Here is a 14,370-nt window from a genome sequence, read left to right on the forward strand (position 1 = left end):
CACATGCCAATTGACTCATTGATCACCATCGGTATTTTCGTTGCTCTAGCCGTTATTATTCTTGCCTCTGCGATTAAGACTGTACCTCAAGGGAACAACTGGACGGTTGAACGCTTTGGACGTTATACCCACACACTTAAACCGGGCCTGAACTTAATTATTCCGTTTATTGATAGAATTGGTCAGAAGATCAATATGATGGAACGCGTTCTCGACATTCCAGCTCAAGAGGTTATTTCTAAAGATAATGCGAATGTCGTCATCGACGCAGTCGGCTTTGTTCAAGTTATCGACGCAGCCAAAGCGGCTTATGAAGTCAACGATCTAGAACATGCTATTCGTAACCTCACATTAACCAACATCCGTACCGTACTTGGTTCAATGGAGCTGGACGAAATGCTCAGCCAGCGTGACATGATCAACACCAAGCTTCTCTCTATTGTTGACCAAGCTACTAACCCTTGGGGTGTCAAAGTGACACGTATTGAGATTAAAGACGTTCAGCCACCCGCAGATCTGACTGCTGCAATGAATGCTCAGATGAAAGCAGAACGTAATAAACGTGCAGAGATCTTAGAAGCTGAAGGTGTGCGCCAAGCAGAAATCTTACGAGCAGAAGGTCAAAAACAATCAGAGATCTTAAAAGCGGAAGGTGAAAAGCAGTCTGCGATCTTACACGCAGAAGCCCGCGAACGTGCGGCGCAAGCGGAAGCAAAAGCGACTTACATGGTGTCAGAAGCCATCGCTAAAGGTGACGTTCAAGCGGTGAACTACTTTATTGCTCAAGGCTATACCGACGCATTGAAGAGTATTGGCCAAGCAGAAAATGGGAAAATCATCATGCTACCAATCGAAGCAACTGGTTTAATGGGCTCTGTTGCTGGTATTGCTGAAATGTTCCAACAAAGCAAAGACAAAGGCTAGCCTATGGACTTATTTAGTTTATTAGAAGGCATCACTTTCTGGCATTGGATTGCTTTCGGCCTCGCATTGTTAGCTGTTGAGTTACTCGGCACAGCAGGCTACTTCCTATGGCTTGGCATCTCTGCATTGATCGTAGGTGCGATTTTATCTGTGCTACCAATCGGCTGGCAAATGCAGTGGTTAGCCTTTGCGGCATTCAGCTTGGTGACAACTTGGCTATGGTGGCGAAAACAATGGTCGAAAGATCGCAAGAGCGACAGTGCGCGCGATCTTAACCAAAAACAGAAGCAATTAGTCGGCAGTATCGTGACGTTAGATGAAGACTTCACGGTGGGGATGAACCGCTTACGAGTGGCAGATACTACTTGGTCTGCTGAGTCAGAACACGATTTACCAGCAGGAACTCGAGTCGAAATTATTGCTGTTGATGGCATAATTCTTAAGATAAAACCTATTTCTCGATGATGTTTGTCAAAATAATAGGGTGCTATGCGCCCTATTCTATTCCTAATTCCACTACCTCTTTTATTTCATCCACTTATTTAAATTAATTATGTGAATTAAGTGATAGAAATATCATCAATATCCTCTCTTTTCTACCTATTTTTAAATTTTCAATTTTAATAATTCAAACACATAGCGAAATATAATTACTTTTTCAAAATCTAAATTTATTTTGAAAAATAAAACCTTGTTGAATTTAATTTTGATCTTTCTAGGTCTCTATACATACTTAACGCATAAGCATGTCAATTAGGTGCTTATATTTTTTTAAGGTAAGTAAGAGGAAGTACTATGAAAAAGACAATGATGTTGTTCGCTGTGGTGTTGTTCTCATCAAGCGTGTTTGCCTACTCAGGCTCAAACGGTAACAGTGCTACGGGGCCTAACGTGCAATGCTATCTACCAGACGGGACTAGCGATTATATGCCAATCGTCTTATGCCAACATCAAAATGGTACGATAAAGAAATAAAACAATTCTAACTTTAAATTGAAAGATCAATTAATTATTCAGCCTAAGCTGGAAATTTAATGAGTGAGAGGATTCACCATGAAAAAGATTGCTGCTTTATTTATCGCGTGCTTTATTTTTGCATCTCCAATTTCTTTAGCACAAAACTCAGCGGGACATGCATTTGGTGCTGGCGTAGATTGCACATTTAGTGATGGTACAGTAAAACACCTACCACGCGAATTATGCACAATGTACGGTGGTACATTTAAATAAGTAATATTATCAATGGTTTTAACGAAGTTTATCTATTTTACGGGGATAAACTTCGTTGGCCGTTAAATGAAAAAACTTAGAACTTGTAGAAGTCAGAACCGATAAATGCATCCCACCCTCTTTGCCATTCCGCTTTGATCATGACTTCTTGAGGCTGACCTGCACATTGGTCAGTATAACGAGTACCTTGGATACCTTTTTCAAATGCTTTGAAAGGATCACAGTACTCTGCTTTACCTACTTCATAGCCCGCCTTGTAGGATGCTTCGTCAAAAGAAACACTCTCTTTTAAGTTCGCTAAAACATCGTTGTCGTAGCGGTAGCCATTTGAGCCAAAACGTTCGCCTTGCCCATACCAATACTCGGCTGGAGTTTTAGGGGCAGTGCTACAAGCTTGAAGGGAGAACAATACAAATGGAATGATCAGTGCTTTCTTCATGGTTAGCTCCTTGGTCTCTGAGACAAAAAAAACTGAGCGTATGCTCAGCTTTTTAGACACTATTTAGTGTATTCAGTTCGCTTAGTTAACTGAGAACGGAATTGCTAGTACTAGTTTGAAATCTTCCTCATCTTGGAACAAGTTAGTGTAACCTGTCCAGTTCGGAGCGTTTGTATCATTGTAGTAGTTAGTGTAGTAGAAGCTGATGTGAGCATCTTTAAGTGCGCCAGCTTGGATTGCGTAGTTTGCAAAGACGCTGTATGCGTACTCGCTAAGGTCATCGTAACCTTGAGCAGATGAACCGAAGCCGTATGCACCACTTAGGCCAGCACTAAAGCCTTTACCACCGATATCAGAGAAGTCACGAGACACAGAACCAAATACCGCTAGCTCTTCATCGTGGTTAAAGTCAGAACGGTTGTTCCACCAGATTTCGTAAGCACCGTTTGAACCACCGTATTGGCTAGTTAGACGGTAAGACATGTTACCAACGTTTGCTGGGTCACCAGAATCTGCGCCAGTGTATGTCGCTTCAGCACGGTATGAGTACTGACCAGAAGAGAAGCTTGTCAAAAGTGCTAGCTGGTATGCAGTGCTGTCGTACTGTTCGCTATCGTCAACGATGTATAGTTGAGGAGACCAGTATAGACCGCCTTCTGTTGTACCTTTCACTTTAAAGTGAGCGTTCCAACGGTCACCATCAGATAGACCACCGTATGCTGCATCTAGAGAGATACCGTTGTCTAGAGTGTAACGACCACCTACAGAGTAAAGTGTACCTGCGTCTTCACCCTTAGTTGTTCTGAATTCGTAAGTTTCTTTGAACCACGGTGCTTTGTATTCAGTCGCAACAACCAAACCTAGGTCAAAACCACCGATTTTTCCGCCAACTTCACCACCTAGGTAAGTACCAGGAGCAAATGACCAGTTAACACCTAGAGAGCTAGGTACAGATGGTTGGAAGTAACCAAGTTTCGCAGTAGCAGAATCACCTAGTTTGAACTTCGCTGCCGCAGTAGCAAATGAAACGCCGTTGTCTGTACAGTCAGTCCATACATCAGAACATGCGCTGTCTTTCGCTTCTTTATCGTATGGGTTGTTTACACCCCAGAAGTTCATTTCGTGGTCTGCACCACCGTTTTGCCACATGTCGAATGTGCTGTAGATAACAACATCAAGACCAGCAACACCGCCAACATAGCCTGAGTTGAAGCCTAGGTTTGCAAAGATAGAACCGTGGTCTAGGTTCGTTACCTTTTTAGTGTCGTTACCATTTGCATCTACATTGCCACGGTCACGAGCACGCATCCAAAAGTTAAGGTTACCGCTGATAGTCGACTCAGAGAAAAACTCTGAAACTGCGCCAGCGTACTCTGGACCTAATGGATCTTCAGCCATTGCTGGAGCAGCAACTACTGCACCCATCATTGCCGCAGAAAGGGCAGATACTTTAAAAAATTTGTCCATGGAAAAAACTCCTAAAAATGGATATAGCTGTATTTTTCTATCTCACCTTAAGTTGGCCGCCGAAGGAGAGAAGTAAATTCCTGAGTGAACCTCAATATTTCTAAATTGGTTCTTTTTAGTTCCTGCATACACACCGTGTATCCACGCTTCTAAGACTAACTTCGCATCTAAAAACATCCAAACGGAACTTATTTTTTTTCTAAAAAAATATGACCAACGCCAAAGTTCCATATAACTTGTTGATCCAGATCTTATTTTTAACACCCAAACTGCAGGTCGACACAAAGATGCTATTTATCAATAACTTACATTCAATACGGAAACATCAATTTGAAGTTGATCGCAGAGTTACTGCTAGATACGAGGAAAAATTAAAGGAGAGATCTTGATCACTGAAATGATTTCAATAGGAAAATAGCGCTAATTTTGTCACTTTTTAATTGGCAAGAAAAAGCCCCAAATGACTGTCATTTAGGGCTTTTAGTTATTTTTTATCTTTTTTGATGGAAGTTATTTCATCAAATTGAGCAAGTCTTGTTCGGTTTTAACCTCAACACCCAACTCTTGAGCTTTCGCTAGCTTAGAGCCAGCATTCTCTCCAGCAAAAAGAATATCGGTTTTCTTTGAAACGCTACCCGTCACTTTTGCACCTAGATTCTGCAGCGCTTCTTTCGCTTCGGAACGTCCCAGCAGAGAAAGCGTGCCCGTCAATACAACAACTTTGCCTTCTAACGGTAACTCAACACCTTGTTGCGGAGCGGCAATCTCAGGCCAATTAATACCTTGATTCAACAAATCCTGTACAACAACCTGGTTTTTCTCTTCACCAAAGAAGGTCGTGATGTGTTTGGCAACAATAACGCCAATATCTTGAACTTCAATTAACTGTTCTTCTGTCGCTGCCTGAATCAAATCCAGTGACCTGAAGTGTTGCGCTAGGTTGGCAGCCGTCGCCTCCCCTACCTCACGAATACCTAGCGAATACAAGAAACGCGGTAATGTTGTCAATTTTGATTTCTCAAGAGCATTAACTACGTTGGTTGCCGATTTAGGGCCCATGCGCTCTAGGACTGTCAACACTCCGGCCGACAACTTAAACAGATCTGCTGGTGTCTCAACCATTTCTCGGTCAACGAGCTGTTCAATCACTTTGTCGCCAAGACCATCAACATCAAGGGCTTTACGAGAAACAAAATGTTTTAGTGCTTCTTTACGTTGTGCTTGGCACACTAATCCACCAGTACAACGTGTTACCACTTCCCCTTCAATACGTTCAACATGAGAGCCACATACAGGACACGCTTCAGGGAAAATAATTTCTCGCGCAGTTTCAGGACGACGCTCTTTGATCACCGAAACAACTTGTGGGATAACATCACCAGCACGACGAATCACAACTTCATCGCCAACCATTACCTCTAAACGTTCAATTTCGTCTGCATTGTGTAGGGTTGCATTACTGACGGTTACACCGCCAACGAAGACAGGCTCAAGCTTAGCTACTGGAGTAATCGCACCGGTACGACCCACTTGGAACTCGACTTCGTTTAACGTTGTAATTTCTTCCTGAGCCGGAAATTTGTATGCGATAGCCCAACGAGGTGCTCGAGCAACAAAGCCCAATCGCTCTTGAATAGCAATGTCATCAGCTTTTATTACGACACCGTCGATTTCATAAGCTAATGCTTCACGACGAGTCAGAATATCTTGATAGTAGGCTTTCACTTCTTCCAAGCTATCGAATCGCTTGGTTTCAGGGCACATTGGCAAACCCCAAGATTTGATTTGAAGGAATCGCTCGTAATGGCTTGATGCTAACGTTGCGCCTTCCACAACACCAACACTGTACGCGTAGAAGCTCAATGGGCGTGAAGCAGTAATGCGCGAATCTAATTGACGCAGGCTTCCCGCAGCTGCATTGCGTGGGTTCACAAACACTTTCTCGCCTTTTTTTCGAGCAGTCTCGTTAAGTTTGTCAAAACCGGCTTTCGGCATGAATACTTCACCACGAACTTCAAGACGAGCAGGCCAGTCTTTGCCTTGCAACTTAAGTGGAATTGCGCTGATAGTACGTACGTTTTCAGTAATATTTTCACCTGTCGCTCCATCACCACGCGTTGCTGCTTGTACAAGTACACCGTTCTCGTACAGCAAGCTTACAGCTAATCCATCTAACTTAGGTTCACAGCAATACTGCTTGATAGTTTGGTCAGGAACACGATCTTGAGCGCGCTTATGAAAACTATCCAGTTCACCATCGTCGAAAGCATTGTCTAAAGACAGCATTGGAACTTCGTGCGTCACTTGGCTGAACTCAGATAACGGCTGACCACCGACACGCTGGCTTGGAGAATCCACTGTAACAAGATCTGGGTGTTCGGCTTCAATATCCATAAGCTCGCGCATCATACGATCGTATTCTGCATCTGGAATCTCAGGGTTATCTTCCACGTAGTAACGAACAGCGTGGTAATGCAACGATTCTTTGAGTTCTTCTAGTCGCTGAAGTACTGGTTCAGACATATTAAAGCCCCGTGTGTATTCAATAAATGAGGTTGAGAATTCTATGAAAAAGGGCTCCTAACGGAGCCCTCTCTTTATTTGGTGTTAAGATTATGCGCTAGCGGCAGTAAACTCAACTATTTGACGACGATAAGATGCCAATCGATCCGGCGTCATTAGGTTTCGTTGGTCATCAAGGACATTACCACCCATATCGTCTGCAATTTGTTGTGCAATACGCAGCATTAGGTTGAAGTTTTGATCTGCTTCACCATAGCAAGGTAATGTCATAAAGAACGAGATACCTTTGGTAGAGAATTCGGCAGGGTCACCATGTTCTAATGTGCCCGGTTGCATCATGTTGGCGACACTAAAGAGCACTTTACCGTTACCAGACAAATCAACATGACGATGGAAGATATTCATCTCACCGTAAATCAATCCATTTTGCTGCATGCTATCGAACAACTTAGTACCGATGAACGGCTCATCACCAGCGCAGTGAACGTTCAACACAATGACTTGCATTTCAGGTTCTGGTTTTGGCTCTTCAGGTTGCTCTACAACAACTGGTGCAACATCGATTTCTGGTTCGACAACTTCAGGAGCTTCGAAAACTGGCTCGATAATCTCTTCTTCGAACGTCGCTTGAACAGGCTCAACAATTTCTGGCTCAGGCTCTTGTTCCGCTTTAGTTGCAACAAAAGCAGGGACCTCAGGTTCTTCTTTATGCTCTTTCTCTTTTACATCAAGAACATCATCAATCAGAGGGTCTGAGGCGAACTTGTTGTCAAACGAGCTTTCCATCCCAAAGTCTGGCTCTTTGCGATCTTTACGGATAATCTCGAAATCATCTTCTGGAGCAGGAGCAAAATCTCGCTCTTGTTCTTGAGGTTCTTTTTCTTCTTGGTCAACATCCAACTTACCAAGTGGTTTGTTACCAAACTTCGCTTTGCCTTCTTTTTTGCTTGTCCATAGGCCATGAAAAAGCAATGCGGCGATGGCTAATGCGCCAACAACAATGAGTACGAATCGCAATTCCTGCATTATTTACTCTCAATCTACCTGTTCTTACTACTCGCACATCCTTGAGCAGTAACCCAAGTGCAATAAATCTGAATGATGCGTTTACTTTACCAAAACTATATGCAGGTTTAGAACAACTTAATGCAAGAAGTTCCGTTTTTTGTTGTGATTCTTGCCACGATTCCACTTTACAAGACCTCATTTGTTAGGGCATTGAAAGAAAAGTATCGACAGGTACAATGAGTTTTCACTCACAAGAAATAAAATAGATATGAAGTCGAACATTCAACAAAGAACCGGTTTTGGTTATTTCCTATACGGAATTCAATTGGCGCTCTCTCCAGAGATCAGACGTTTTGTCGTTCTCCCTCTGCTGGCGAATATATTGCTAGTTGGTGGTGCTATCTTCTATCTTTTCTCTCACTTAGACGCTTGGATTGAAGGCTGGATTGGGCAACTCCCTGAGTTTCTGTCTTGGTTGACTTACCTCTTGTGGCCAATTCTCGTCCTAACGATTCTCGCCACCTTTTCATATTTTTTCAGCACCTTAGCGAACTTTATCGCCGCACCATTCAACGGATTGCTTGCTGAAAAAGTAGAAGAGTCGCTGACTGGTCAGAAAGTCAATGACGATGGGTTTGCAGCATTGGTCAAAGATGTACCTCGTGTTATGGCTCGTGAATGGCGAAAACTGCTGTATGTATTGCCAAAAGCGATTGGTTTATTCCTGTTGTTGTTGATTCCTGCTCTGGGTCAAACGGTTGGACCTTTCTTATGGTTCTTCTTCACAGCCTGGATGTTGGCGATCCAATACTGCGACTATCCATTTGATAACCATAAAGTGCCGTTCAATGACATGCGTTACAAATTGAAACAAAAGCAAGGTAAAGCTTATGGGTTTGGTGTTTTGGTTTCCGTATTTACCACCATTCCAATTCTCAACCTCATTGTTATGCCTGTTGCTGTATGTGGTGCAACTGCAATGTGGGTAGCTGAGTTTAAACACCAGCAATAGCGCAGTTTTGAATCAATCAGAGGAGGCCGAATAAGCCTCCTCTGTTATTTTGTTCAATTCTCGACCAACCTCATAAGATATAACTTTTTAATCCTTTTCCCTTTTTTTCATACCGCATATTCTTCTAATCATATTCACAAATCGTGTAATGAAGGAACATCACTATGAGCAAGATCTACGAAGACAACTCTCTTACTATTGGTAATACGCCTCTTGTTCGCTTGAATAAAGTGAGCAAAGGTAAAGTTTTGGCGAAAATCGAAGCACGTAACCCAAGCTTCAGCGTTAAGTGCCGTATTGGTGCCAACATGATTTGGGAAGCGGAAAAAGCAGGCACGCTCAAGCCAGGCGTTGAGCTAGTAGAGCCAACCAGTGGTAACACAGGTGTTGCGCTTGCATTCGTAGCAGCAGCTCGCGGTTACAAGCTAACGCTAACTATGCCAGAATCAATGAGCCTTGAGCGTCGTAAACTGCTAAAAGCACTCGGTGCAAATCTGGAGCTAACTGAAGCAGCAAAAGGCATGAAAGGCGCGATTGCGAAAGCCGAAGAAATCGTAGCAAGCAACCCAGATAAATACTTGCTTCTGCAACAGTTCAACAACCCTGCAAACCCAGAGATTCATGAGAAGACAACGGGTCCTGAAATTTGGGAAGCAACAGACGGTGAAATCGACGTATTCGTAGCAGGTGTTGGTACGGGCGGTACTATCACTGGTACAAGCCGTTACATCAAAGGTGAAAAAGGCAAAGCAATCACTTCTGTCGCTGTTGAGCCAGCAGAATCACCGGTTATCGCACAAGCACTAGCAGGTGAAGAAATCCAACCAGCACCACACAAAATCCAAGGTATTGGCGCTGGTTTCATCCCAGGCAACCTAGATTTAGAGCTTTTGGACCGTGTTGAGCAAGTGACTTCTGAAGAGGCAATTGAGATGGCTCAGCGCCTTATGGAAGAGGAAGGCATTCTGGCTGGCATCTCATCGGGTGCAGCAGTAGTGGCAGCAAACCGCCTTGCGGAACTTCCTGAATTTGAAGGAAAAACAATTGTAACTGTACTTCCAAGCTCAGGTGAACGCTACCTAAGTACGGCACTATTTGCTGGCATCTTTACTGAGAAAGAGAACCAACAGTAATATGTGGTCAAATCAATTTTTCGTTTAAAAAAGCCCCGGTCAGGGGCTTTTTTGTTGATCCCTGCCCCACCTTTGGTAATATCAGGGTGTTTTATTTTTAGGTTCAAAATAAAGAATCTAAACCAAAAAGTTTTCTAAGTAATTGTGCACGCAAACAGTTGCGTAATTACCAAACTTTTGACTAGTATCAGTTCTGACACGCTTTGAACTCTCCCGTGCTAGCGCACAAGAAGTAAAGCAGTTAATCTAAAACTCAGTCACAAACTAACAAAAAAATACATTTATTGGGGTATATCACATGTACGAGAAGCAAGTAGAAATCACAGCAGAAAACGGTCTTCACACTCGTCCAGCTGCACAGTTCGTTAAAGAAGCTAAAGCATTCGACGCGGACATCACTGTGACTTCTAACGGTAAAAGCGCTAGCGCTAAGAGCCTATTCAAGCTGCAAACACTAGGCCTAGTAAAAGGTACTCTAGTAACTATCTCTGCTGAAGGCCCACAAGCTCAGCAAGCAGTAGACCACCTAGTTGCTCTAATGGACCAACTACACTAATTCGGTCTCCTATTTCAGAAGCCATTTTGTGAAAGCAAAATGGCTTCGTTGGAAATAGGCTCAAAACTAAGCTAATACTATTCGTTAGCGCACCCATTATTCTCCCGTTTTATAAAGTTGACCAACTTAAGGTAAGGCTATGATTTCAGGCATCCTAGCATCTCCTGGTATTGCAATCGGTAAAGCACTACTACTTCAAGAAGATGAAATTGTCCTAAACACAAACACTATTTCTGATGATCAAGTAGAAGCAGAAGTTGCACGTTTCTTTGACGCTCGTAACAAATCTTCTGCTCAACTAGAAACTATCAAGCAAAAAGCGCTTGAAACGTTTGGCGAAGAAAAAGAAGCGATCTTTGAAGGTCACATCATGCTTCTTGAAGACGAAGAGCTAGAAGAAGAAATCCTAGCACTTATCAAAAACGACAAAATGTCTGCGGACCACGCTATTCATTCAGTTATCGAAGAGCAAGCATGTGCTCTTGAGTCACTAGACGACGAATACCTGAAAGAACGTGCAACTGATATCCGTGACATCGGTTCTCGTTTCGTTAAGAACGCTCTAGGCATCAACATTGTTTCGCTAAGCGACATCAATGAAGAAGTTATCCTAGTGGCTTACGACCTAACGCCATCTGAAACGGCACAAATCAACCTAGACTATGTTCTTGGTTTTGCTTGTGACATCGGCGGTCGTACTTCTCACACTTCAATCATGGCTCGTTCACTAGAACTTCCAGCGATCGTTGGTACTAACGACATCACTAAGCAAGTTAAGAACGGCGACATGCTGATTCTTGATGCGATGAACAACAAAGTCGTTATCAACCCATCTGAAGCTGAACTAGAAGACGCGAAAGCAGTTAAAGCGGCATTCATCGCTGAGAAAGAAGAACTAGCGAAGCTAAAAGACCTACACGCAGAAACGACTGACGGTCACCGCGTAGAAGTTTGCGGTAACATCGGTACAGTTAAAGACTGTGACGGTATCATCCGTAACGGTGGTGAAGGCGTTGGTCTGTACCGTACTGAATTCCTGTTCATGGACCGTGATGCACTTCCTACTGAAGAAGAGCAATACCAAGCTTACAAAGAAGTTGCGGAAGCAATGAACGGTGAGTCTGTGATCATCCGTACTATGGACATCGGCGGCGACAAAGATCTTCCATACATGGATCTACCAAAAGAGATGAACCCGTTCCTAGGCTGGCGTGCAGTACGTATCAGCTTGGATCGTCGTGAAATCCTACGTGACCAGCTACGCGGTATCCTACGTGCATCTGCACACGGCAAGCTACGTATCATGTTCCCAATGATCATCTCTGTTGAAGAAATCCGTGAGCTTAAGAAAGCAATCGAAGAGTACAAAGCGGAACTTCGTGCGGAAGGTCATGCATTCGACGAAAGCATCGAAATCGGTGTAATGGTTGAGACTCCAGCTGCAGCAGCTATCGCGCACCACCTAGCGAAGGAAGTATCTTTCTTCTCTATCGGTACAAACGACCTAACTCAGTACACACTAGCGGTTGACCGTGGTAACGAGATGATTTCTCATCTTTACAACCCACTATCACCAGCGGTACTTACTGTGATTAAGCAAGTTATCGACGCTTCTCACGCTGAAGGTAAATGGACTGGTATGTGTGGTGAGCTTGCAGGTGATGAGCGTGCAACACTTCTACTTCTAGGTATGGGTCTAGACGAGTTCTCTATGAGTGGCATCTCTATCCCTAAAGTGAAGAAAGTTATCCGTAACTCTAACTTCGCAGAAGTGAAAGCAATGGCTGAAGAAGCACTTTCTCTACCAACAGCAGCAGAAATCGAAGCTGTTGTAGAAAAGTTCATTGCAGAGAAAACTCAATAATCAACTAATTCCAATGGGATAGGCGGTTAAAAAAAGTCGTCTATCTCGTAAGATTGGTATACTATAATTCGACAGAATTAAATAAAACGTTAGGAGCATGACACAATGGGTCTGTTTGACAAACTTAAGAAGCTAGTATCTGACGACAGCGCTGACGCAGGTGCAATCGAAATCATCGCACCACTTTCTGGTGAGATCGTGAACATCGAAGATGTGCCAGATGTTGTTTTCGCTGAGAAAATCGTTGGTGACGGTATTGCTATCAAACCTGCTGGTAACAAAATGGTAGCTCCTGTAAACGGTACTATCGGTAAGATCTTCGAAACAAACCACGCATTCTCTATCGAGTCTGACGACGGTGTTGAGCTTTTCGTTCACTTCGGTATCGATACTGTTGAACTAAAAGGCGAAGGCTTCAAGCGCATCGCTGAAGAAGGTCAAACTGTTAAAGCTGGCGACACTGTAATTGAATTCGATCTTGCTCTTCTAGAAGAGAAAGCGAAATCAACGCTAACTCCAGTTGTTATCTCTAACATGGACGAAATCAAAGAGCTGAACAAGCTTTCTGGTTCTGTAACTGTTGGTGAAACTCCAGTTCTACGTGTAACTAAGTAATTTTTTACCTAGCCTAACACGAAAAAAACGCTGCCATTGGCAGCGTTTTTTATTACCTGAAGCTTTTGTTTCCAAACAACTTTCATCGCTAAAACTGGTTTAACTGAGCAACCCAAGTGCCGAGCTTGGTTTCTGCTTCGCCTGAGCCAACAATGCAGTTGTTGCATCTTGCAGTACTTTCGAACGCACCATCTCCGTCGACTCACGAGCAAAGTCCGTATCTCGTATCCGTCCTTTGGATTCCGTCACACTACGGTTCACCGTATTCAGGTTATCCATGGTGCCACTGACACGGTTTTGAAAGCCACCGATTTCACTTCTGTGTGAATCAACATACTTAATAGCGGCATCAATCACCCCAATCGAAAGCTGTGCCCCACCAACTGTCGACATATCGATATCATCCATAGTAACGAGCTCACCGGAACTTACATCAAGCTCATTCGCTAAACGCCCCTTCAGCTCTACACCTTCTGGCGCATTCAAGGTTGAAGCAAAGAATTGCAGTTCATGGTTTTCTGTTACCGAGGCACTTACTATCGATTGCTGAGCATTGATATAAGTCGCTACTTGTTCAACGCGGTCACCCAATTTGAATTCGATAGATTCCGTCTGGTGTCGCCCTTCTTTATCAAGATATTCAAATGAGATGCTTTGATTGTCACTCGTAACTCGCCAATCTTTATCAACGGTATCACCAATATAATGTTGGCCGCCCATCTCGGGGATATGGCTGCGCATATTTTTCAGCGTCAAAGAGATTGAGTTGGCATTCGCGCCGATATGAAAGCTTTGAGAACCATAAGATCCATCAAATAGGTTCTTATCTGCAAATGTCGTCGTGATCGCGACACGATCAAGCTCATCTTGCAGCGCTACGACCTCGTATTGAATACTTTGCCGATCACTTGAATCATTACTGCCGTTCGCAGCTTGAAGCCCCAGAGAACGTAAGCGTTGCAATATATCACTACTCTCATGCAAAGCCCCTTCCGCAGTTTGTGCCACCGAATACGCGTCGTGCGCATTTCTTAAGGCAACATCAAGCCCTCTTGTTTGGACATTAAGAGTATTGGAAATTTGCAAACCAGCAGCATCATCACTGGCTGAGTTAATCCGATAGCCTGAAGTGAGATTTCGCTGTGACTCTATGTTTTGCTCAGCCGCATGACTGAGGTGTCGCTGCGTCATCATCGCAGTGACATTGGTATTTAAAGAGACCATCTAATCGATACGAACTCCTTGTCACCTGTCCTATTCGGTGTACCTAATGCGTGATTTGAATAAGCAAAAAGCCAGGGGTGAGCCTGGCTTTTGTATCGCGTCGTATTAGGTTGATTAACCTAGTAGGCTTAGCGCTGAGTTTGGCGCTTGTTTCGCTTGCGCAAGAATTGAGCTTGACGCTTGCGATAGAATTTGTGACTTGGTCATTTGAGTCGTTTCTTTTGCGAAGTCGGTATCTTTGATACGGCTCTTCGACGCGTTCACGTTCTCGTTGATGTTGTCCAAGTTGCTGATTGCATGGTTGAAACGGTTTTGGAAAGCACCTAGCTCTGCACGGTGGCTGTCTACGTATTTCAATGCCGCATCAATGATAGC

15 protein-coding genes are annotated in these 14,370 nt (G+C 43.6%); 9 read left to right on the forward strand and 6 right to left on the reverse strand.

Annotation, left to right across the window (positions count from 1 at the left end):
* Positions 1-3 precede the first annotated feature (3 nt).
* From OQJ86_RS15645 to OQJ86_RS15660, 4 genes are all read left to right on the forward strand, one after another.
* Positions 4-924 carry an SPFH domain-containing protein gene (locus tag OQJ86_RS15645; RefSeq protein WP_038865742.1) on the forward strand — a complete coding sequence of 307 codons (921 nt, stop codon included), beginning with the start codon at positions 4-6 and terminating at the stop codon, positions 922-924.
* A gap of 3 nt (positions 925-927) precedes the next feature.
* Positions 928-1,389 (forward strand): NfeD family protein, encoded by a 462-nt coding sequence (locus OQJ86_RS15650; RefSeq protein WP_038865743.1) that lies wholly within the window; start codon positions 928-930, stop codon positions 1,387-1,389.
* Between the two features lie 330 nt (positions 1,390-1,719).
* Entirely contained in the window at positions 1,720-1,899 is a 180-nt protein-coding gene (locus tag OQJ86_RS15655) for a hypothetical protein (RefSeq protein ID WP_009707247.1), read from the forward strand.
* Between the two features lie 78 nt (positions 1,900-1,977).
* Positions 1,978-2,154, forward strand: a complete 177-nt coding sequence (locus OQJ86_RS15660; protein WP_020197694.1) for a hypothetical protein — start codon at positions 1,978-1,980, stop codon at positions 2,152-2,154.
* A gap of 76 nt (positions 2,155-2,230) precedes the next feature.
* Here the strand turns inward: OQJ86_RS15660 and OQJ86_RS15665 are convergent, their stop codons facing one another.
* The 4 genes from OQJ86_RS15665 to zipA all read right to left on the reverse strand — a co-directional run bounded on the left by OQJ86_RS15665 (position 2,231) and on the right by zipA (position 7,609).
* Positions 2,231-2,593 (reverse strand): DUF2799 domain-containing protein, encoded by a 363-nt coding sequence (locus OQJ86_RS15665; RefSeq protein ID WP_265988324.1) that lies wholly within the window; start codon positions 2,591-2,593, stop codon positions 2,231-2,233.
* Positions 2,594-2,674: 81 nt separating this feature from the next.
* The gene (locus OQJ86_RS15670; protein WP_265988325.1) at positions 2,675-4,060 is read right to left on the reverse strand and encodes a multidrug transporter; all 1,386 of its coding nucleotides are present in this window, start codon (positions 4,058-4,060) and stop codon (positions 2,675-2,677) included.
* A 510-nt stretch (positions 4,061-4,570) separates the two neighbouring features.
* Positions 4,571-6,583 carry an NAD-dependent DNA ligase LigA gene (ligA, locus tag OQJ86_RS15675; RefSeq protein ID WP_265988326.1) on the reverse strand — a complete coding sequence of 671 codons (2,013 nt, stop codon included), beginning with the start codon at positions 6,581-6,583 and terminating at the stop codon, positions 4,571-4,573.
* A gap of 90 nt (positions 6,584-6,673) precedes the next feature.
* The gene (zipA, locus tag OQJ86_RS15680; RefSeq protein WP_038865749.1) at positions 6,674-7,609 is read right to left on the reverse strand and encodes a cell division protein ZipA; all 936 of its coding nucleotides are present in this window, start codon (positions 7,607-7,609) and stop codon (positions 6,674-6,676) included.
* A gap of 250 nt (positions 7,610-7,859) precedes the next feature.
* On the opposite strand from zipA, the gene cysZ reads away from it, so the two are divergent.
* The 5 genes from cysZ (at position 7,860) to crr (ending at position 12,771) form a co-directional block, all read left to right on the forward strand.
* Positions 7,860-8,603, forward strand: coding sequence for a sulfate transporter CysZ (gene cysZ / locus OQJ86_RS15685; protein ID WP_038865750.1), 744 nt, complete (start codon positions 7,860-7,862; stop codon positions 8,601-8,603).
* Between the two features lie 164 nt (positions 8,604-8,767).
* Positions 8,768-9,736 (forward strand): cysteine synthase A, encoded by a 969-nt coding sequence (gene cysK / locus OQJ86_RS15690; protein WP_038865751.1) that lies wholly within the window; start codon positions 8,768-8,770, stop codon positions 9,734-9,736.
* Positions 9,737-10,034: 298 nt separating this feature from the next.
* A complete protein-coding gene (locus tag OQJ86_RS15695; RefSeq protein WP_005436894.1) occupies positions 10,035-10,292 on the forward strand; it encodes an HPr family phosphocarrier protein in 258 nt (85 codons plus the stop codon).
* A 139-nt stretch (positions 10,293-10,431) separates the two neighbouring features.
* Positions 10,432-12,156 (forward strand): phosphoenolpyruvate-protein phosphotransferase PtsI, encoded by a 1,725-nt coding sequence (gene ptsI / locus OQJ86_RS15700; protein ID WP_042604265.1) that lies wholly within the window; start codon positions 10,432-10,434, stop codon positions 12,154-12,156.
* Between the two features lie 105 nt (positions 12,157-12,261).
* Entirely contained in the window at positions 12,262-12,771 is a 510-nt protein-coding gene (crr, locus tag OQJ86_RS15705) for a PTS glucose transporter subunit IIA (RefSeq protein WP_005425608.1), read from the forward strand.
* Between the two features lie 99 nt (positions 12,772-12,870).
* On the opposite strand, the gene OQJ86_RS15710 is transcribed toward crr, so the two are convergent.
* A complete protein-coding gene (locus OQJ86_RS15710; protein ID WP_265988327.1) occupies positions 12,871-13,995 on the reverse strand; it encodes a flagellin in 1,125 nt (374 codons plus the stop codon).
* A 114-nt stretch (positions 13,996-14,109) separates the two neighbouring features.
* Positions 14,110-14,370: flagellin (locus tag OQJ86_RS15715; protein ID WP_265988328.1), on the reverse strand; the 261-nt coding region annotated here is incomplete at its 5' end.

The organism is Vibrio sp. Sgm 5 (assembly GCF_026241575.1).
In the GTDB taxonomy this organism is placed as follows: domain Bacteria; phylum Pseudomonadota; class Gammaproteobacteria; order Enterobacterales; family Vibrionaceae; genus Vibrio; species Vibrio jasicida.

What these genes read in the sequence shown, in the direction of transcription:
- OQJ86_RS15650 (WP_038865743.1), top strand. Translation starts at nt 928, where the DNA reads ATGGACTTATTTAGTTTATTAGAAGGCATCACTTTCTGGCATTGGATT.
- OQJ86_RS15670 (WP_265988325.1), bottom strand. Translation starts at nt 4,060, where the DNA reads ATGGACAAATTTTTTAAAGTATCTGCCCTTTCTGCGGCAATGATGGGT.
- OQJ86_RS15695 (WP_005436894.1), top strand. Translation starts at nt 10,035, where the DNA reads ATGTACGAGAAGCAAGTAGAAATCACAGCAGAAAACGGTCTTCACACT.
- OQJ86_RS15655 (WP_009707247.1), top strand. Translation starts at nt 1,720, where the DNA reads ATGAAAAAGACAATGATGTTGTTCGCTGTGGTGTTGTTCTCATCAAGC.
- ligA (WP_265988326.1), bottom strand. Translation starts at nt 6,583, where the DNA reads ATGTCTGAACCAGTACTTCAGCGACTAGAAGAACTCAAAGAATCGTTG.
- OQJ86_RS15665 (WP_265988324.1), bottom strand. Translation starts at nt 2,593, where the DNA reads ATGAAGAAAGCACTGATCATTCCATTTGTATTGTTCTCCCTTCAAGCT.
- cysK (WP_038865751.1), top strand. Translation starts at nt 8,768, where the DNA reads ATGAGCAAGATCTACGAAGACAACTCTCTTACTATTGGTAATACGCCT.
- OQJ86_RS15710 (WP_265988327.1), bottom strand. Translation starts at nt 13,995, where the DNA reads ATGGTCTCTTTAAATACCAATGTCACTGCGATGATGACGCAGCGACAC.
- crr (WP_005425608.1), top strand. Translation starts at nt 12,262, where the DNA reads ATGGGTCTGTTTGACAAACTTAAGAAGCTAGTATCTGACGACAGCGCT.
- cysZ (WP_038865750.1), top strand. Translation starts at nt 7,860, where the DNA reads ATGAAGTCGAACATTCAACAAAGAACCGGTTTTGGTTATTTCCTATAC.
- ptsI (WP_042604265.1), top strand. Translation starts at nt 10,432, where the DNA reads ATGATTTCAGGCATCCTAGCATCTCCTGGTATTGCAATCGGTAAAGCA.
- zipA (WP_038865749.1), bottom strand. Translation starts at nt 7,609, where the DNA reads ATGCAGGAATTGCGATTCGTACTCATTGTTGTTGGCGCATTAGCCATC.
- OQJ86_RS15660 (WP_020197694.1), top strand. Translation starts at nt 1,978, where the DNA reads ATGAAAAAGATTGCTGCTTTATTTATCGCGTGCTTTATTTTTGCATCT.
- OQJ86_RS15645 (WP_038865742.1), top strand. Translation starts at nt 4, where the DNA reads ATGCCAATTGACTCATTGATCACCATCGGTATTTTCGTTGCTCTAGCC.